This window comes from Thioalkalivibrio sp. XN279, from assembly GCF_011089885.1.
Classification (GTDB): Bacteria; Pseudomonadota; Gammaproteobacteria; order Steroidobacterales; family XN24; genus XN24.
In genome coordinates this window covers 375,286-393,121 of sequence record NZ_JAANBD010000027.1, presented here as the reverse complement: position 1 = coordinate 393,121, position 17,836 = coordinate 375,286, and the positions used below count along the sequence as shown (strand labels likewise).

The window sequence follows — 17,836 nt, the reverse complement described above, 5'->3', positions numbered from 1 at the left end:
AGCGGCCGCTATCAGTCGACGGGAACGGCGTCGCCGGGCCGCCAGGTCTGGTCGAACCACGGCTCGAGCGGGCCGAAGAGGCGCATGATGACGAAGTAGCCGCGGCCAGGCCATGTCTGCACCCAGTTGCCCTCGCGGCCCTCGGGCGGCTGCGGGCCAAACCAGACGGTGTAACTGCCGTCCGGGTTGGGGGTCAGGCCTTCCCGGTTGCTGTCGATGCCCGCGGAGCGCTGGTCGGTCTCGAGCAGGGAGCGGGTCTGGTTGTCGTAGACGGTGAAGGCCCAGAAGTTGCGGGCGGGGACCGGGCCGGGGAGGGTGAGGCTGTAGGTCCTGCTGCCGTCCAGGTAGTCGCCGTTGACGTCGCGCGTGAAATAGGGATAGACCGAGCCCGCGCCGACCTGCGGCGTGACCATCGATTCGGAGTGGCCGGTCACGCTGTAGTACCAGCGCGTCCGGTCATCGAGCGACAGGCTACCGTCCACCACGAAATCCCAGGTCCCTTTCCAATCGAAGTACTGCCGGTCCGGCCAGACCCGCAGCCGCTCCGCGTCACGTGGCGCAAAGGTGATGGTGCGGGCGTACGCATTGCCGATGGCGACCGCCTCGGTCAGGAGCTTCCGGGTGCGCGCATCGGGCTCGAAGGGCTGTCCCTTGCGGATGCCGATGGCCGCAAAGGTGGCGTAGAGCTGCCGCTCGAACAGCTCGGGCGGCTCGTTCTGCACCACCCGGTTCAGTTCTTCGAAATACGTAAAGTCGTTGCTGAAAATGGTGTTGAACTGCACACCTGTCGCATCGACGACGCGCACGGGCGGCGCCTTGCCGGCCAGGGCGAGGGGATAGATGTTGAAGTCCCGGCGCGCCGAGTCCACCGCCGCGTCGACGTTCCCGCCCTCGATGAAGAACCGGAAGAACAGGAGGTTGCGGTTGGACGGCGTGCGGATGACGAAGTAGCCGTCGGGGATCGGGCCCTCGTAGTCCGACCGCACGAAGAGATAACGGCCGCCCTTGCCCTGGTCCGGGCCGACGAAGCCGACATCGGTGATGTAGTGCATCATGCCGTCCATCACCGGGCCCAGCACGCGGGGCGGAACCACCATCACGATCGGGCCGTCGGCCACGTTCAGCTCGGCCGACCCGTAGACGGTCGAGGTGTTGGGGGTCAGGAACAACATGCGGGCGTCCATGAACCGCGTGATGACCAGGTCGCCCGGGTTGACGCCGATGCTCTTGTAGCCATCCATCATGCCCTGGATCGAAGTGGCCGACAGGCCCGAGAGAAAGGCCTCCACGCCCCTCGACACCGTGAGGAAATCATGCGCCTTCTCGGCGGTCTCGGCGCTCGGCATGCCGTCGCGGAAGCTGAGCGTTCCCAATAGCTCGGTTTCTGCTTGATCCGGCGTCGTGATCGACGGCGGCACTTTGGCGCTATAGCGGGGGGGCTGGTCCGCGGCGTTGGCCGGCGCCATCCATGCGGCGACCGCGCAGGCACAGGCAAGGACGAGATGATTCCTGGTTTTCATGGCAACAACTCCGTGAGATGCGGCGCCTAGTGATGACCGGCGGCAGCCGGTTCTACTGCTCCGGATTCTATGGAGCAGCGCTCGGGGAAATTGCTCGGCCGCGCGCAATCCGGAGCTTCTCCGACTTGCCCCGGCGTGTCCTGCGCATGACACGCCGCCTCAAGTGCCGATGGGCCCGCCGTCCAGCTTGCGGATCGCCACGGTGGCCGAGCGCGGCCGGCCGTCCGGCCTGAAGTCGGGCCAGTTCGAGTACTTCCTCGGGTCCGCCGGGTTGCTGTGCAGGTTGGGCACCTCGAGGTTGTCCTCGCGCGGGGTGAGGGGCTCGCCCGGGTGCTGGATATTGACGAACATCGTGCTCCCGTCCGGGGTGAGCGTCAGGCCGGTGATCTCGCAGCCGACCGGGCCGGTGAGGAAGCGCCGCACCTCGCCCGTGGCCGGGTCGCAGGCCAGCATCTGGTTGTTGCCGAGTCCCTGGAACTCGCCCCGGCCTTTCTCGTCGGAGGTGATGTCGGTCTGGATCCAGAGCACGCCGCGCGTGTCCATTGCCAGCCCGTCCGGGCAGGCGAAGCTGTCGCCGCGGATGTTGCCGCGCGCCTCCGGCCGCTCGTTGTCCGGGTCGCCGGCCAGCAGCAGGTGTCGCCAGGAGAACGTGGTTGCGTCGAAGTCCTTGTCCTCGGTCCACTGGATGATGTGGCCCATGGTGTTGTTGGCGCGCGGGTTGGCCGCATCCACTCCGGGACGGCTCGGCGCACCCCGCCGGCTGTTGTTGGTCAGGGTGCAGTACAAGGTGCGCCCGCCCTGGTCGATTGCGATCCACTCCGGCCGGTCCATCTTCGTCGCGCCGAGCAGGTCGCTCGCCTGGCGGCTGCGGACCAGCACCGCGCCCTGGTCGGCGAAACCGTTGTCGGCGGTCAGCGGCCCCTCGCCCTGCACCAGCGGCAGCCAGCGGCCGGTACCGTCGGCGTCGAAGCGCGCGACGTACAGGGTGCCGTGGTCGAGGAGGGTGGCGTTGGCCCTGGCGCCGCCAGGCGCGATCCGGTCGCGGCTGACGAACTTGTAGATGTACTCGAAGCGCGCGTCCTCGCCGGAGTAAGCCACCGCACGGCCGTCGCGGGTGGTCGCGACCCAGGCGCCCTCCTTCGCGCCGCGGCCGAGCGCGGTGCGCTTCACCGGCATCGCCGCCGAATCAAACGGATCGATCTCGACGATCCAGCCGAAGCGGTGGAACTCGTTCGGGTGGCGGCCCGCGTCGAAGCGCGGATCGTGCTCGCCCCAGCGCGACAGGCCGGTCCGCAGCAGGCCCCAGCGGCGCTGGTCGGCACCGCGCTCGGCCGGGCCGTCGAAGTAGAAGGCCCAGTTCTCCTCGGCGCTGAGATAGGTGCCCCAGGGCGTCATCCCGCTGCCGCAGTTGTTCAACGTGCCGAGCACGGTGCGGCCATCCGGGTCGGCCTCGGTCTGCAGCAGCGCATGCCCGGCCGCGGGCCCGCTGACCTTGAACGGCGTGCGCGCGGTGTAGCGCCGGGCGTACTTCGACGGGCGCACCATTTCCCAGCGGCCGTCCCGCAACTCGACTTCGATTACCGCCACGCCGTGGGCCGTCTGCGCCTTGGCGACCTTCTCCGCGGTCCAGTTGCTCTTCCCGTCCGGGAACAACAGGCCGTCGTCGGTGTACTCGTGGTTCATCACCAGCAGGCCGCGCTTGCTGCTGCCGTCAATGGGGTAGTAGTGGATGCCGTCGTGGTGCATGCCCATCTGCGCCGCCTGGTCGGCCGCGCTGTTGCCCGCGTCCCAGCGAAAGGCCGGCATGTTGCCCGGCACGCCAACCGGCTCGCCCCACGCGGCGATGGGCACGGCCTCGTAGCCCTCCGGCACCAGCACCAGGTCCGCCTCGCTCACCGGCACCGGCTGGAAGCCGAGCAGCGGGCCGCGGCCGGCGGCGAAAGCCCGGCCGGCCAGCCAGGGCGAGAGCGCGCCGACCGCCAGCGCGCCGATGCCGCCCAGCAGGAACACCCGCCGCGCCGGGTCCGAGACTTCGTGGATGGACGGGTTGGCGCTGCGGTTGCTGTCCTCCATCGAGTCGAAGTCCTTGGCCATCGCTCACTCGATCTCGACGATGTTGCCCATCTTCCACGAGCGGTCGAAGAACGCCTTCGTCGGCGAGTACCAGCGGAAATAGGTGAACCAGCCCTTCTCCGGGTTGGTCTGGATCCAGTTGGCCTCGGGCACGCCGTCCGGCTTCTCGGGGGAGAACACCAGGCGCACGGCGCCGTCGGCGTTGGCGACCAGCGGTTGGCGGCTGTTGACCTCGGTCTTGCCCTGCGGGTTGATGATCATGCCGCGGGTGTCGACGTCGTAAAGGACGACCGACCAGAAGTTCAGCATCGGCACGTCCTTCGGCACGACCAGTTCGTAGGTCTTCGCGCCGTCCAGCCACCGGCCAGCGTCGTCCTTGTACGAAGCGAGGTACTGGATGCCGGCGTCGACGATCGGTGTCGTGTTGGCCTCGGTGACGGTGATGGCCTCGTAGAAATAGGCAGATCGCGCATCAATCTCCATGTGGGTCGCGGCCATATGGTCGAGCGGACTTTCCATGAACAGGATGTACTGCCACTGGGACTTCGGATCATCGGTCCAGTGCCTGACCGGGTCCCGCTTGAAAAAGCTGTTGCCCATTGCCCAGGTCTCGCCGACCAGCACCGCCTCGGTGAGTATTTCCTGCTGGTAGGGCGTCGGATTGAATGGCTTGCCCTTTTCGATGCCGAGGTTCCTCAACCCCTGCAGCACGGCCATGTCGCGCTCTTCGATCGGATTGATCTGAAGTACCTCGTGGACCAGCCGCCAGTATTCCAGTCCGCGGGGCTGGTAGTTCCACCAGTCCCGGTTCGGCGCCTCGAAGATGCGGATTTTCGACTCCTGGCCGAGGCCATGGATCTTGTGCGCCTTGAGAATGCGCTCCCCTTCCTCCGGGTCCGGGGTCAGGATGCGGGTGCCGATGAACACCGTGTTGGCCTTGGAAGTGATGACAAAATCGGCCCCGTGATTTTCGGGAACCGGCGTGCCTTCGAGCACGATCAGGAACTTACCGCCCCGGCCGCGGTCCGGGCCGACCATGCCGGTATCCGAGACCGGCCGCTGCCAGATATCGAGAACGCCGCCGCCGGTGGGCCCGGGCGGCACCTCGTACATGAGCAGGCCACCGGTGTCGCTCAGTTCGGCCCAGCTGACAATGTAGGTCGTGGTGTCGTTCGGGGTCAGGATGGGCAGTTTCTGCTCGGTAGTGCGGTAAATGACCAAGTCACCCGCCTTGCCGCCGAGAGGGCCAAAATGCGCGTTGCGAAACGTCTGGAAGCCGACGGCCGGAAGGTAATGGATGTAGGCCTGCACGGCGCGCTGGTAGTCGACCTCTTCGCGCACGCGCTCGACGGTGGCGTCGGTCGGATAGCCGTTGGCTTCGAATTCGAGCACGCCGGCGCGGGTTTCATGTCGGGCCGGCTCGGCCGCATTGGCCAGCGGTGCCCATGCAGCGACTGCGCAGACGCAGGCGATGGCGAGATGGTTCATGTGCTTCATGGCAACAGCTCCGTGAAATTCAGCGCTTGGTGATGGCCGGCGGCAGCCAGTCGCCGGTCAGGATCGGCGGGCGCGGTGAGTAGTGCCGCGTCACGAGGTAGAAACGCCCCTGGGGCGCGGGCAGCCAGTTCGCCCGCTCTTTCGGATCGGTCGGTTCCGCGTGCTGGAGGAAGACCTCGAGCGTGCCGTCCTCCTCGTACACGATTCCCCTCGTGCGGTCGCCGAATGAGTAGCGGTCGATGGGGTTGGGGACAAAGAGCTGGTTCTCGGCCGAGTACATCGTGACCGACCAGAAGCCCGCGACCGGCGGTGGCGGGGCGTAGCGCAGGACGTAGCGGTTGGCGCCATCCAGCGGCACGCCGGCGCCGTCGACGAAGGCGACGTCATAGGTGCTGATCTCGGCCGGGTTCCACAGCAGCCCGAGCATCGACGCGGCAGCCGCGATGACGGGATCGCCGCTCTTGCGCTTGGCCAGGCGGGCGAGCTGCCAGTTGTTCTCGACGGGCACGGCCCGCGGCATGCGTTGCGCGATGATCCGGTGCGCGTCTGCCGTGGCCCGTTCAAGGCCGCGTTGCGCCTGGGGCGAGAGCTTGTCCCAGTCGAAGCCGGTGGCCGGGTCCATGCCGATCTCGCGCAGCCAGCCGGCCATCGCGTCGTCCATCGGGTTGCCGAGGCGGGGCGAGAGCCGAAGCACCTGGTTGAGGGTCGTGAAGTAGGCCTTCGCGTTGGTCAGTTCGTGGCGCGTGAAGCGCGGGAAGTCGGCCGGATTCGGCTTGGGCCGGGTGACCTTGTCCGCGCCCCACTGGCTGAGCGGGACGAGCTTGAAGCCCTTCTGTAGCGCAACCGCTGCGGGCAGGTCCGGGTCGCCGTCAACGGCGATGCGGGGCAGCGTCCAGATGATCGGCGTGCCCATGTCGACCCGCTGCACGCCCTCGGGCAGCACGCCCTGCCAGCCGGGCGCGCACAAGGCAAAGGCGCCGCCGCGGGTGCCGACCGTGTCCCACGACAGGTTGGCGTCGAAATCGTGGTGCATGTCGCTGACGGGCACCCAGTACTGCCGGTCGCCCATCGGCGGGATCACGAGGACGACCGGTTCGGCGCGCAGGTCGAGGAAGGCGCGCAGGTAGATCGTGTCGTTGTTGGGCGTGATGACCCAGTCGTCCTTGCTCGTGATCAGGCGGTCGAAGACGAAGTACTCGTTCAGCGTCCGGTCGTGGCCGCGGCCGGGGTCGAACGACGTCTCCCACAGCGTCCGGTACAGGTCCATCAGCGGAAAGTGGCTGATGTAGGCCTGTACGCCGACGGTGTAGGCGAGGTTCTCGTCCTGCGCGGGCTCGGCGGCGCGCGCCGGTGAGAATGCTGCAGCAGCAACCAGCAGGCCGGCAGCGAGCCAGCCCTCCAGGAATCTTGATCCAGACACGACCTGACCCTCCCATGCCCACATGCGTGGGTTTGAGCTCGATTCTAGGGAGAGTTCCTTGGAACATTGTGCGAATTCGCACAATCGGGAGCGCCCGTGCACGGCCCGCACGCGGCGGGCGGGTGACGGTCCTCAGGTCGCCGGGGCTGCGCGACCGAACAGCTCTGCCATCAGCGCCCGGTTGCGCTGCTCGAGCTCGGGCTCGGCCGCCCGGACCAGCGCCATGAAAGCCGCCGCGGCGGGCGACACGCTGCGGGCCGCGAGCCGGATGAAACCGTAATCCACCCGCAGCCAGGGTGCCTGGAATGGCACTACCGCAATCTCGCCGCTACGCAGCCGGTCCTCGATCGCGACCGGAATTGCGGCGCCGAGGCCGTCTGTCCTGGCCACGATAGCGCACACCGCGTTGAGTTCCTCGACGACGATCGGCGGGAAGATGTCCCCGGTCTTCTCGTCCACCGTGCCGTTGCGCGGAAACAGGTGCGCCAGGCGGTAGGGGACCGGGGGGCCGACGAAGGGATAAGCGTCGATGTCCCCGGCTGAAACCGGGGTGGTCGGGTTCAGCAGCGGATGACCGGCCCGGCAGAAAAAAACCACCTCGTGCTGGCCGACCGATTCCACGTGCAGCTCCGAGGCTTCCTGCAGGTGGGCGAGCTCGCCGAAGCCCAGGTCCACCTGCCGGTTGCGCACCAGCCGTTCGGTGTCCCGCCAGTTCTGGTTCTCGACCCGGACCTGCAGGCCCGGATGCTCCGCCAGCAGCTGCGCCAGCGCGGGCACTCCGGCGACCCGGGCGGCATAGGCGCCCATGGCGACGGAGAACCGCCCGACGCCCAGGCCCTTCATGAGGTTCATCTCCCGCTCGAGCTCGTCGGCCTCGACCAGCAGGGCCTGGGCCCGGTGGAGGAAGACCTCGCCGAAGGCGGTCAGGGTGACCTCGGTGGCCTCCCGGTCGAACAGCTGCACGCCGAGGGATTCCTCGAGGTTGTGGATACTGCGTGACAGGGCCGGCTGGGAGATGTGCTGCTCCTCGGCAGCCCGCCGGAAGCTGTGGTGCTTCCAGACGGCGAGGGCGTGGGACAGCTGGCGGAGCTTGAAACGCATGCGCAAAAGGTATCAGCCACGGCACGAGAATGCACCGCCTATCGGGCCAGGCCCCGGGCAGCGAAAAAGGCATGGGTGATTGACCACAAAAGCATTAGACGGGGCTCTGAGCCCGTCCCGATACTTGGTGCCTCCCCCGTGTATTCATGGAAGGTATTGCCATGGCCTCTCGTACCTCTCGACTGGCGCGGACTGCGCTGTTTTTCCTCGGCGCCGGCTGCCTGGTGGCGGCTGCGACCGTCGCTGCCCCGGCCCTTGCCGCGGACCCGCCGGGGCACTTCGACCCGAAGGGCAAGCCGCCATCGACCTTCACCCTCGAGCTCCGCGACGGCCTGAAGGCGGAGCTGCCCTTCGACGACAAGCGCGATTTCGAGGAAGCCAAGAAGGGCTTCATCACCGCGCCGCCGTACAAGCAGATCATGGGCGACGCCGGCCACGTCGCCTGGGACATGGAAAGCTACCAGTGGCTGCTGTCGGGACAGGACTTCCCGAGCATCCACCCCTCGCTCCAGCGCCAGGCCGTGCTCAACATGAACTGGGGGCTCTTCGAGGTGGTGCCCGGACGGGTCTACCAGGTGCGCGGCTTCGACCTCGCGAACATCACGTTCGTCAAGGGCGACACCGGCTGGATCGTGTTCGATCCGCTGACCGCCGCTGAGACCGCGCGGGCCGCGCTCAAGCTGATCAATGACACGCTCGGCGAGCGCCCGGTCGTCGGCGTCGTCTACTCGCACTCGCATGTCGACCACTGGGCCGGCGTGCGCGGCGTGGTGGACGAGGCGGACGTGGTCAGCGGCAAGGTGATGCTGATCGCGCCCGCGGGTTTCATGGAAGCGGCCATCGCTGAGAACGTGTTCGCCGGCAACGTCATGTCGCGGCGCAGCCAGGTGCAGTACGCGACGCTGCTGGAGCGCAATCCCTTCGGCCACGTGGACCAGTCGATCGGCAAGAACGTGGCTCGCGGCGCGGTGGGCCTGATCGCGCCGAATCGTGAAATCACCGAGGACATCGAGGAGATCACGCTCGACGGGGTGATCATGGTGTTCCACGACGCCACGGACACCGAGGCGCCGGTCGAGGTGAACACTTACTTCCCGCAGTTCAAGGCGCTGTGGACGGCGGAGGTCGTCACCGGCACCGTCCACAATGTGTATACGCTGCGTGGGGCGGCGGTGCGCAACGCCCTCAACTGGTCCAAGAACATCAACGAGATGCTGTGGAAGTTCGGCCAGGAGGCCGAGGTGATGTTCGCCTCGCACAGCTGGCCGCGCTGGGGCAATGACCGCATCCAGGAGGTGCTGCGCACGCAGCGCGATGCCTATGCCAACCTCAACAACCAGGCGCTGCACTACGCCAACCAGGGCGTGACCATCAACGAGATTCACAACGTGTACGAGGTGCCGAAGAGCCTGCAGCAGCAGTGGGCGGCGCGCAGCTACCACGGTGCGGAGAAGAACAACGCACGCGCCGTGATCAACCGGTTCCTCGGCCACTGGGACGGCAACCCGGCGACGCTCATCCCCCTCTCGCCGAGCGACTCCGCGCCGCTGTACGTCGAGATGATGGGCGGCAGCGACAAGATCATGGCCAAGGGACGTGAGCTCATCGGTCAGGGCAAGTACCTGCACGCGGTCGAGATCCTCGACAAGCTGGTGTTCGCCGAGCCGCGCAACCAGCCGGCGCGTGACCTGCTGGCCGACGCCTACGAGCAGCTGGGCTACCAGATGGAGAGCACCAGCATGCGCAATTCCTTCCTGCAGGGCGTCTACGAGCTGCGCAACGGCATGCCGACTGGCACCGCCCCGAGCACCGGCAGCGCCGACGTGATCCGCTCCATGCCGACCGGCTTCTGGCTGGATTTCCTCGGCATCAGCATGGACCCGAAGCGCTCCGAGGGGATGGAGCTCACGATCAACCTCGTGCTGCCGGACATCGGCGAGAAGTACCTGGTCGAACTGCGCAACGCGACGCTGACCAACATCGAGGGCGTCCAGGCGCCGCAGCCCGACCTTACGCTGACGCTGGATCGCGCAGACCTGAACCGGGTGATGCTGGGTATCGCCACGTTCGACAGCCTGGGCCAGGAGGGCAAGGCGCACTTCGACGGCGACCGGACTGCAATCCGCACGCTGCGCGACCTGATGGTTACCTTCACCCCGGACTTCGAGTTCATCCCGGGCTCGGCGCCGGACCAGCGCCAGGTGCCGCCGGGCCGGCCGTTCGTGCTGCCGATGGAGGCCATCTGGTTGATGGCGGAGTGACCCCGAGTCCCCGGTCCGCCCGCGCCGCGGGCGGACCGGGGACGACCGCCCTGGTCCCGATCGCCTGAATGTTCCCGCCTGATTGTGCGCGACCGAACAATCTTCCTGCGGCGGCTCACTAGAATCTGGCTGGTATCACGTCCCGTCCGGCCCTGGAGTCCCTGACCATGTCGAGAACCAGACACCATGTTGCCCCGATCTGCGCCGTCCTGCTGGGCGCGACCGCCGCCACGACGCCGGCACTCGCGACCGAGTCCGAGCAGGAGCTGGCCCGGCAGCTCACCAACCCGGTCGCGGCCCTGATCAGCGTGCCCCTGCAGCTGAACTACAACAGCAACATCGGGCCCGTGGACGACGGCGAGCAGTGGGTGCTCAACCTGCAGCCGGTCATCCCGTTCTCCCTGAATGACGACTGGAACCTGATCTCGCGGACCATCCTGCCGATCGTCGACCAGAGCGACATCTTCCCGGGTGCGGGCAGCCAGAGTGGCATCGGCGACACGGTGCAAAGCGTGTTTTTCTCGCCCAAGGCGCCCACTGCGGACGGCTGGATCTGGGGCGCCGGTCCCGTGTTCCTGCTGCCGACGGGAAGCGACGACCTGCTGACCACCGACAAGTGGGGCATCGGCCCGACCGGCGTCGCGCTGCGCCAGCAGGGACAGTGGACGGTCGGCGTGCTGGCGAACCACATCTGGTCCTTCGCCGGGGAAAGCGCCCGCGACGACATCAACGCCACTTTCATCCAGCCCTTCATGTCGTTCACCACGCCCACGGCCTGGACTTACACCCTGCAGTCCGAGAGCACCTATGACTGGGAAGGCAGCGACTGGCAGATCCCGGTCCGGGGCGTAGTCTCGAAGGTCACGCGCGTCGGCAACCAGCTGATGAGCGTCGCAGGGGGCGTGAATTACTGGGTGCAGAGCACCGATCGCGGGCCGGAGGGATGGGGCTTCCGCTTCACCGTCACCCTGCTGTTCCCGAGGTAGGGCAAATCGAACGAGGCTCGCGCGGGACCTGGGCGAGTCTCGGCCTCGCGCTGCTGCTGCAGGCCTGCTCGGGTCCGACGCTGAGCCCCTGGCACACGGAGAAGCTGGACGAGGAGTTCACGGCGCGCAAGGCCGAAGAGGTGCGCAGTTTCGGGGATTACCTGCAGCTCGAGGAGCGCCTGTTCGCGCAGCTCGAGGACAAGGTCTACGCGCAGACCGGGACGGGCCCCGAGTACGCGCTGGTGCGCTTCAGCAAGGGCAGCATCGCCGATCCGGCGGTCCGCGAGCCGAACTGGAACCGCAGCTTCGAGTTGCTTCCCGAGGCGGCTCCCGTCGGCGGCGTATTGCTGCTGCACGGCATGTCGGACTCGCCCTACAGCCTGCGCGCGCTCGGTGAAGCGCTGCAGGCGCGCGGCTACCAGGTTGTGGGCCTGCGACTGCCGGGCCACGGCACCTCGCCTGCCGGGTTGCGCACGGTCTCGGTCCCGGACATGGCGGCGGCGGTGCGGCTCGCCATGGAGCACCTGTCGACCCGCCTCGGAGAGAAGCCGGTTCATATCGTCGGGTACTCGAACGGCGCGACGCTGGCGCTGGATTACACGGTGACGGCGCTGGAGGAGGGGGCGGCACCGGTGCCGGCAAGCCTGGTGCTGGTTTCTCCCGCGATCGGCATCAGTCGCGCGGCTGCGTTCGCGGCGTGGAAGCGACGCCTGTCGCACATCCCCGGGCTGGGCGGCCTCGGCTGGCTGGCCGTCGAACCGGAGTTCGATCCCTACAAGTACAACTCCTTTGCGACCAACGCTGGCGAGCAGGTGCACCGGCTGACGAGTTCGGTCGCGCGCCGCATCGAGGACCTGGAGCGCCGCGGCGCAGCCACGGATTTTCCGCCGACCCTGGTGTTCAAGTCGGATGTTGATGCCACGGTGTCCACGACTGCCGTGGTGCAGCGCCTGCTCGGCCGGCTCGATGCCAGGCGCCACGAGCTGGTGCTGTTCGACATCAATCGATTCGCGGCCAAGTCGGTCCTGACGGTCTACGATCCGCGGGCGCTCTCGGCCAGCGTCATGGGTGCGGCGGGACTGCCGTTCGCGGTCACGCTGGTGACCAACGAGCATGCGGACAGCGCCGTGGTGGTGGCGCAGCGCCAGGCGCCGCTGTCCGGAGAGATTTCGGCCGCGGAGCCGCTCGGGCTCGACTGGCCGAACGGCGTGATCTCCCTGTCGCACGTGGCCCTGCCGTTCCCGGCGGACGACCCGCTCTATGGCCAGCGCCCGCCGGACAACGAGGACGTGCTGTTCCTGGGGCAGATGGCGATCCAGGGCGAACGCGGCTTGCTGCTGTTGCCGTCCGACTGGCTGCTGCGCATCCGGCACAACCCCTTCTACGACTACCTCGAGTTGCGGGCGCTGGACTGGATTGGCGCTAACGCTGGACCGTAGCCGCGTCCAGCGCCTCCACCAGCTGCTCCACCTCGCTGAAGGTGTTGTACAGCGGCGCGGGCGCGGCGCGGATGATGTCCGGCTCGCGCCAGTCGCACACCATGCCCATCTCGCCGAGCCGGTCGAACACCACCCGGCCCGACTCCGCGCCGCCGCGCAGTCGCATCGACAGCTGGCAGCCGCGCCGCGCCGGGTCGCGCGGCGTGACGATCTCGATGCGGTCGCTCACGGTCTCGCCGAGACGGCGCTCGAGGTAGCCCGTCAGCGCCACCGACTTCTCGCGCAGCCGCTCCAGCCCGGCGTCCATGAAGTCCTGCAGCGAGGCGCGCAGCGTGCAGGTGCTCAGCACCGGCGTGTTGGAGATGTGCCAGCCCTCGGCGCCCGGCACCGGCTTGAAGTCCGGACCCATGAGGAAGCGCGTCGGCTTGTCCTGGCCCCACCAGCCGGCAAAGCGCGGCAGCGACGGGTCGTGGCCGTGGCGCCGGTGCACGAAGGCGCCCGCAGTCGCGCCCGGGCCGCCATTGAGGTACTTGTAGCTGCACCAGGCGGCGAAATCGACGTTCCAGTCGTGCAGCCGGAGCGGGACATTCCCGGCGGCGTGCGCCAGGTCCCACCCGGCGATGGCGCCCACCGCGTGCGCCTCGGCCGTGAGGCCCTCGATGTCCAGCACTTCGCCGGAGAGATATTGCACGCCGGGCAGCAGCACCAGCGCCAGCGAGTCGCCGGCCTCGCGCATCGCCGCCGCCAGGTCGTCGCGGCGCAGCAGGTATTCGCCCTCGGGCGGCCCGACCTCGATCAGCGCCTCGGCCGGGTCGAGGCCGTGGTGCTGCAGCTGGGAGACCACGGCATAGCGGTCGGAGGGGAAGGCCGGGCGCTCCATCAGGATCTTGAAGCGCTTGGACGTGGGGTGGTAGAAGCTCACCATCATCAGGTGCAGGTTCACCGTCAGCGCGTTCATGCACACGACTTCGTCTTCCTCGGCGCCGACCAGCGCGGCCAGCGGCGGGATGAAGTTCGTTGCGTAGTCCTTCCACGGCCGCGGGCCGATGAAGTGCCCACCGATGGCGTGCGTGCGCCAGGTCGCCAGCTCTTCCTCGACGTACTCGGCGGCCTTCTTCGGCTGCAGGCCGAGGGAGTTGCCGAGGAAGTAGGCGCAGGCGCGGCCGTCGTGCAACGGCAGGTGATAGCGCTCGCGGAACCCGGCGAGCGGGTCCTGGCGGTCGAGTTCGGCAGCCTGTGCGCGTGACATGTCGGCCCCTTACAGGCTGGCCATGCGGCCGCCGTCCACCGGCACGTTGATGCCGCTGATGTAGGCGGCCTGCGGCGAGGCGAGGAAGCCGACGGCCCAGGCGATCTCTTCCGGGCGGGCGAAACGCCCCGCGGGCACCTGGGCGATGGCGGCGCGCTCCACTTCCTCGACTTCGTTGCCGGAGTGTTGCGCACGCTGGCGGAACAGGTAGTCCAAGCGCTCGGTGCTGGTGAAGCCGGGCAGCACGTTGTTCACCGTGATGCCCTGCGAGGCCAGCTCGCGCGACAGGGTCTTGGCCCAGCTCGCCACGGCGGCGCGGATGGTGTTCGACACGCCGAGCCCCGGGATGGGTTCTTTCACCGAGGTCGAGGTGATGTTGATGATGCGGCCGTAGCCGGCCTTGCGCATGCCCGGCACCAGCGCCTGCGCAGCGACCTGCGCGGCGACGACGTGCTGGCGGAAAGCCCGCTCGTAGTCCTCCGGCTTGCCATCGAATGCCGTGCCTGCGGCCGGGCCGCCGGTGTTGTTGATCAGCACGTGGACCGGGGCCTGCGCCGCCATCTCGCTGAAGCAGGTTTTCACCGCCGCGGTGTCGAGCAGGTCGAGGGCGCGGATGCCATGCCGCTCGCGCCCGCCGGGCAGGCCTTCCGCCACGGCCGCGAGTGCTGCTTCATCGCGCGCCACCAGGATGAGCTCGGCGCCCATCTCGGCCAGCACGCCCGCGATGGCCTTGCCGATCCCGCGGCTGGCGCCGCACACCACGGCGCGTCGTCCTTCCAGGCTCAAATGCATCTCGAGTTACTCCTTCGGGCGCAGCCCGGGCCCGCATTCCACACAGTGCCGTGTTCCCGCGTCAAGCTGCAGTGCGGTCAGGCGGCCGCCCCACACGCAGCCGGTGTCGATACCGGACACGCCGTCGTGCTCCAGGTCGCCCAGTGTCGACCAGTGGCCGAAGACGATGCGCCGGCCGGCGCTGCGCCGGCCGGGGAAAGTGAACCAGGGCACCAGCTCCTGCCCGGCCCGACTGACCGGGCCCTTGTTGGCGAACTCCATGCTGCCGTCGGGCCGCAGGTAACGCAGGCGAGTCAAGGCGTTGATGATGAAGCGCAGGCGCTCCACGCCCTGCAGCCCCGGGCGCCATCGATCCGGCTGGTCGCCGTACATCTGGCGCAGGAAATCCACGAAGCGGTCGCCGCGCAGCACCGCTTCCAGCTCGCCCGCTGCCTGGCGTGCGTCCTCGATGTCCCACTGCGGCGGCAGGCCGGCGTGCACCATGGTGAAATCGAGCTCGGCGTCGTGATGCAGCAGCGGCTGGCGCCGCAGCCACTCGAGCAGCTCCGGGCGATCCGGCGCCTCGAGAATCTCCGTCAGCGTGTCTTTTTTCTTGGGCGGCCGGTTCTCGGCCCAGGCAATCGCCAGCAGGTGCATGTCGTGGTTGCCGAGCACCGTGGTGGCGCAATCGCCCAGCTCCCGCACGAAGCGCAGCGTGGCGAGCGACGCCGGCCCGCGATTGACCAGGTCGCCGGTGAACCACAGGCGGTCCCCGGCCGGGTCGAAGCGGATTCGATCCAGCAGGCGCTTGAGAGGGTCCAGGCAGCCCTGGAGATCGCCGATGGCGTAAACCGCCATCAGTGCAGGGTGCCCGGCCTGGCCAGCGTGAACGCTGCGATGGGCGCCTGGAACTCGTGGCCGGAGGCGTCGATCATGGTGTAGGCGCCGCGCATGGAGCCTACCGGGGTCGGCAGGATGGCCCCGCTCGAATAATGGAAGTGCTCGCCGGGACGAATCAGCGGCTGCTCGCCGACCACGCCTTCGCCGCGCACTTCCTGCACGCCGCCGTCGGCATCGGTGATGATCCAGTGGCGCGACAACAGCTTCGCCGCGACGGGGCCGTCGTTGTGGATGGTGATGCTGTAGGCGAAGGCGTAGCGGCCCTCGTCGGGCTCGCTCTGGTGATCCAGGTACGCGGTCTCGACCTCGATCCGGATCGGGCAATCGGCCATGTGGCTCTCCGTCAGGCGGCGTATACGGGAGCCCGATTTTACACGAGGTCGCGCGCTATCCCGGCAGGCGCACTGCGAGGACGTCGCAGGGCGCGGCGTGCAGCACCGCGTCCTCGGTGAGGTTCACGATCAGCGCCAGGCCGTGGCGCTCGCGGCTGCCCAGCACCACCAGGTCCGCCGGCCACTCGCGCGCCTCGCGCAGCACCTCGCTCTTGATGGTGCCGGCGATGACCTGCTGCTCGCGGTCCTCGAGGCCGCTGTCCCGGGCCAGCTCGGCGAGCCGCTTGCGCGCGCCCGTGACCAGCTCCTCCTCGATGTTCACCGCGGGGAGCAAGGCCTCGCCCATCGGCTCGACCGGGACGTATTCCACCACGTGCAGCAGCTTGAGCTCCGCCCCGGCCACGCCGGCCACTGCCTTGGCGCGCGCCAGCACGCGCTTGCTGTGTTCACCGAGGTCCATCGCCGCCAGGATCCGCTTGTATTCCATGTGCGCACCTATCTGGGTGGGGACTGACCTGAGTTTAGCAGCGCGCGAGGGCAAGGCGCGCGAAGGCCTCCGGCGGCAGGGTCTCGGCGCGTGCCCCGGGATCGCAGCCCGCCTCGCGTATGCCGTCCGCGTCGACCAGGCCGGAGAGGGCGTTGCGCAAGGTCTTGCGGCGCTGGCCGAAGGCGCGGCGCACCACCTCGGCGAAGCGGCCGGGGTCCGGTACCGCGAAGGACGGCTCCGCCCAGGGCGTGAGCCGTACCACCGACGACCAGACCCTGGGCGGCGGCCGGAAGGCGCCCGGCCCGATGTCGAACAGCGGCTCCACCCGGCAGGCCACCGCCAGCATCACGCTCAGCCGGCCATAGGCCTTGCTGCCGGGGCCGGCCGCCATGCGCTCGACCACCTCGCGCTGGAGCATGAAGTGCATGTCGCGGATCACCGCGAGCTGCGCGATGAAGCGAAACAGCAACGGCGTGGAGACGTTGTAGGGCAGGTTGCCCACGAGGCGCAGGCGCTCCCCGGGCGCGGCCAGGTCCGCCAGCTGTATCTTGAGCGCATCGCCCTGGACCACGGCCAGGGTATCTCCGGCCTCGGGGCGGGCCTCCAGTCGCGCGGCCAGGTCGCGGTCCAGCTCGATGACCGTCAGGCGTGCGCCGCGGGCGAGCAGTGGCAGCGTCAGCGCGCCTTCGCCCGGCCCGATCTCCACCAGCCGCTCGCCGGATGCCGGGTCGATCGCCCGCACGATTCGCTCGATCACCGTCGGGTCGTGCAGGAAGTGCTGGCCGAAGCGCTTGCGCGGCTGGTGTTTCATCGCGCCGCGCTGCTGCGCGCGGCGATTTCCAGCGCCGCTTCCAGCGCGGCCGCCAGGCTCCCCGCATCGGCCCGTCCTGTGCCTGCGATGTCCAGGGCCGTGCCGTGGTCGACCGAAGTGCGGACGATGGGCAAGCCGAGGGTGATGTTCACCGCGCGGCCGAAGCCGGCGTACTTCAGGACCGGCAGGCCCTGGTCGTGATACATGGCGAGCACCGCGTCGGCGCCTTCCAGCCGGCGGGGCGTGAACAGGGTGTCGGCAGGCAGCGGGCCCTCGAGATGCATGCCTTCGCGCCGCAGTGCCTCCAGCGCCGGGGCGATCACCTCGATTTCCTCGCGCCCCAGGTGGCCCGACTCGCCTGCATGCGGGTTGAGCCCGGCGACCAGGATGCGCGGCGCCGCGATGGCGAAGCGCGTCTGCAGGTCGCGGTGCAGCACGCGCAGCACGCGATGCAGACGCTCACGCGTGATGGCCTGCGGGACCTGCGCCAGCGGCAGGTGCGTCGTGGCCAGGGCGACACGCAGCGAACCGGCGGCAAGCAGCATCACCGGGTCGCCGCCGGTGATGGCGGCGAGATACTCGGTGTGGCCGGAGAAGGCGAAGCCGCCTTCGTTGATGACCGCCTTGTGCACCGGCGCGGTGACCATGGCGTCGAAGTCCCCGCACAGGCAGGCCTCGGCAGCGCGGCGCAGCATCCCGAGCACGGCCGGCGCATTGCGCGGGTCAGGCGTGCCCGGCACGGCCGGCACCGCCAGCGGTACGTCGATGACCTGCAGCTCACCGGGACGGTGCGCAACCGGCGCGTCAGTCAGCGTGACCTTGACCGGCAGGCCGAGCTGCTGCGCCAGGTCTTGCATGTGCGTGGCCGGGCCGAGCACGGCCAGGCGCGCCGGCCAGTCCCGGGCAGCGAGCGCCAGGCAGAGTTCCGGCCCGACGCCGGCAGGTTCGCCGGCGGTGATGATGATGGCCGGCAGCGCCATGCGCGTCGT

Annotated in this window: 15 protein-coding genes; 3 read left to right on the top strand and 12 right to left on the bottom strand. The window is 68.7% G+C overall.

All coding sequences use genetic code 11. From position 1 onward, the window contains the following. Positions 1 to 11: 11 nt before the first annotated feature. The 5 genes from G8346_RS08770 to G8346_RS08750 all read right to left on the bottom strand — a co-directional run bounded on the left by G8346_RS08770 (position 12) and on the right by G8346_RS08750 (position 7,611). Positions 12 to 1,520: a DUF1254 domain-containing protein gene (locus G8346_RS08770; protein ID WP_166050273.1), complete on the bottom strand. Its 1,509-nt coding sequence runs from the start codon at positions 1,518 to 1,520 to the stop codon at positions 12 to 14. A 159-nt stretch (positions 1,521 to 1,679) separates the two neighbouring features. Next, entirely contained in the window at positions 1,680 to 3,614 is a 1,935-nt protein-coding gene (locus G8346_RS08765) for a PhoX family phosphatase (RefSeq protein ID WP_166050271.1), read from the bottom strand. Positions 3,615 to 3,617: 3 nt separating this feature from the next. Beyond that, positions 3,618 to 5,090, bottom strand: coding sequence for a DUF1214 domain-containing protein (locus G8346_RS08760; protein WP_165347549.1), 1,473 nt, complete (start codon positions 5,088 to 5,090; stop codon positions 3,618 to 3,620). 19 nt (positions 5,091 to 5,109) lie between these two features. After that, on the bottom strand, positions 5,110 to 6,510 hold the full coding sequence (locus G8346_RS08755; RefSeq protein WP_166050269.1) for a DUF1254 domain-containing protein: 1,401 nt from the start codon (positions 6,508 to 6,510) through the stop codon (positions 5,110 to 5,112). Positions 6,511 to 6,642: 132 nt separating this feature from the next. Beyond that, positions 6,643 to 7,611, bottom strand: coding sequence for a LysR family transcriptional regulator (locus G8346_RS08750; RefSeq protein WP_166050268.1), 969 nt, complete (start codon positions 7,609 to 7,611; stop codon positions 6,643 to 6,645). Positions 7,612 to 7,772: 161 nt separating this feature from the next. On the opposite strand from G8346_RS08750, the gene G8346_RS08745 reads away from it, so the two are divergent. The 3 genes from G8346_RS08745 to G8346_RS08735 all read left to right on the top strand — a co-directional run bounded on the left by G8346_RS08745 (position 7,773) and on the right by G8346_RS08735 (position 12,297). Further along, positions 7,773 to 9,872 (top strand): alkyl/aryl-sulfatase, encoded by a 2,100-nt coding sequence (locus tag G8346_RS08745; RefSeq protein WP_166050265.1) that lies wholly within the window; start codon positions 7,773 to 7,775, stop codon positions 9,870 to 9,872. 167 nt (positions 9,873 to 10,039) lie between these two features. Next, entirely contained in the window at positions 10,040 to 10,858 is an 819-nt protein-coding gene (locus G8346_RS14800; RefSeq protein WP_166050264.1) for a transporter, read from the top strand. Further along, a complete protein-coding gene (locus tag G8346_RS08735; protein ID WP_166050261.1) occupies positions 10,816 to 12,297 on the top strand; it encodes a carboxylesterase in 1,482 nt (493 codons plus the stop codon). The genes G8346_RS14800 and G8346_RS08735 overlap by 43 nt, the downstream gene beginning before the upstream one ends. On the opposite strand, the gene kynU is transcribed toward G8346_RS08735, so the two are convergent. The 7 genes from kynU to pdxA are packed head-to-tail and all read right to left on the bottom strand — an operon-like array spanning position 12,281 to position 17,827. Continuing rightward, positions 12,281 to 13,546: a kynureninase gene (kynU, locus tag G8346_RS08730; protein WP_166050259.1), complete on the bottom strand. Its 1,266-nt coding sequence runs from the start codon at positions 13,544 to 13,546 to the stop codon at positions 12,281 to 12,283. The two genes, G8346_RS08735 and kynU, sit on opposite strands and share 17 nt — an antisense overlap. 9 nt (positions 13,547 to 13,555) lie before the next feature. Continuing rightward, positions 13,556 to 14,338, bottom strand: a complete 783-nt coding sequence (locus G8346_RS08725) for an SDR family oxidoreductase (protein ID WP_166050258.1) — start codon at positions 14,336 to 14,338, stop codon at positions 13,556 to 13,558. Between the two features lie 6 nt (positions 14,339 to 14,344). Next, positions 14,345 to 15,175: a symmetrical bis(5'-nucleosyl)-tetraphosphatase gene (locus G8346_RS08720; protein ID WP_166050256.1), complete on the bottom strand. Its 831-nt coding sequence runs from the start codon at positions 15,173 to 15,175 to the stop codon at positions 14,345 to 14,347. Continuing rightward, the gene (apaG, locus tag G8346_RS08715) at positions 15,175 to 15,549 is read right to left on the bottom strand and encodes a Co2+/Mg2+ efflux protein ApaG (RefSeq protein WP_166050255.1); all 375 of its coding nucleotides are present in this window, start codon (positions 15,547 to 15,549) and stop codon (positions 15,175 to 15,177) included. The genes G8346_RS08720 and apaG overlap by 1 nt, the downstream gene beginning before the upstream one ends. 55 nt (positions 15,550 to 15,604) lie before the next feature. Continuing rightward, positions 15,605 to 16,036 (bottom strand): universal stress protein, encoded by a 432-nt coding sequence (locus tag G8346_RS08710; protein ID WP_166050253.1) that lies wholly within the window; start codon positions 16,034 to 16,036, stop codon positions 15,605 to 15,607. A gap of 34 nt (positions 16,037 to 16,070) precedes the next feature. Then, positions 16,071 to 16,847, bottom strand: coding sequence for a 16S rRNA (adenine(1518)-N(6)/adenine(1519)-N(6))-dimethyltransferase RsmA (gene rsmA / locus G8346_RS08705; protein WP_166050251.1), 777 nt, complete (start codon positions 16,845 to 16,847; stop codon positions 16,071 to 16,073). Continuing rightward, on the bottom strand, positions 16,844 to 17,827 hold the full coding sequence (gene pdxA, locus G8346_RS08700) for a 4-hydroxythreonine-4-phosphate dehydrogenase PdxA (protein ID WP_166050249.1): 984 nt from the start codon (positions 17,825 to 17,827) through the stop codon (positions 16,844 to 16,846). The genes rsmA and pdxA overlap by 4 nt, the downstream gene beginning before the upstream one ends. Between the last annotated feature and the right edge of the window lie 9 nt (positions 17,828 to 17,836).

Excerpts from the sequence above, each read along its gene's own strand:
- G8346_RS08770 (WP_166050273.1), bottom strand. The coding sequence starts at position 1,520 with ATGAAAACCAGGAATCATCTCGTCCTTGCCTGTGCCTGCGCGGTCGCC.
- G8346_RS08765 (WP_166050271.1), bottom strand. The coding sequence starts at position 3,614 with ATGGCCAAGGACTTCGACTCGATGGAGGACAGCAACCGCAGCGCCAAC.
- G8346_RS08760 (WP_165347549.1), bottom strand. The coding sequence starts at position 5,090 with ATGAAGCACATGAACCATCTCGCCATCGCCTGCGTCTGCGCAGTCGCT.
- G8346_RS08750 (WP_166050268.1), bottom strand. The coding sequence starts at position 7,611 with ATGCGTTTCAAGCTCCGCCAGCTGTCCCACGCCCTCGCCGTCTGGAAG.
- G8346_RS08745 (WP_166050265.1), top strand. The coding sequence starts at position 7,773 with ATGGCCTCTCGTACCTCTCGACTGGCGCGGACTGCGCTGTTTTTCCTC.
- G8346_RS14800 (WP_166050264.1), top strand. The coding sequence starts at position 10,040 with ATGTCGAGAACCAGACACCATGTTGCCCCGATCTGCGCCGTCCTGCTG.
- G8346_RS08735 (WP_166050261.1), top strand. The coding sequence starts at position 10,816 with ATGGGGCTTCCGCTTCACCGTCACCCTGCTGTTCCCGAGGTAGGGCAA.
- kynU (WP_166050259.1), bottom strand. The coding sequence starts at position 13,546 with ATGTCACGCGCACAGGCTGCCGAACTCGACCGCCAGGACCCGCTCGCC.
- G8346_RS08725 (WP_166050258.1), bottom strand. The coding sequence starts at position 14,338 with ATGCATTTGAGCCTGGAAGGACGACGCGCCGTGGTGTGCGGCGCCAGC.
- G8346_RS08720 (WP_166050256.1), bottom strand. The coding sequence starts at position 15,175 with ATGGCGGTTTACGCCATCGGCGATCTCCAGGGCTGCCTGGACCCTCTC.
- apaG (WP_166050255.1), bottom strand. The coding sequence starts at position 15,549 with ATGGCCGATTGCCCGATCCGGATCGAGGTCGAGACCGCGTACCTGGAT.
- G8346_RS08710 (WP_166050253.1), bottom strand. The coding sequence starts at position 16,036 with ATGGAATACAAGCGGATCCTGGCGGCGATGGACCTCGGTGAACACAGC.
- rsmA (WP_166050251.1), bottom strand. The coding sequence starts at position 16,847 with ATGAAACACCAGCCGCGCAAGCGCTTCGGCCAGCACTTCCTGCACGAC.
- pdxA (WP_166050249.1), bottom strand. The coding sequence starts at position 17,827 with ATGGCGCTGCCGGCCATCATCATCACCGCCGGCGAACCTGCCGGCGTC.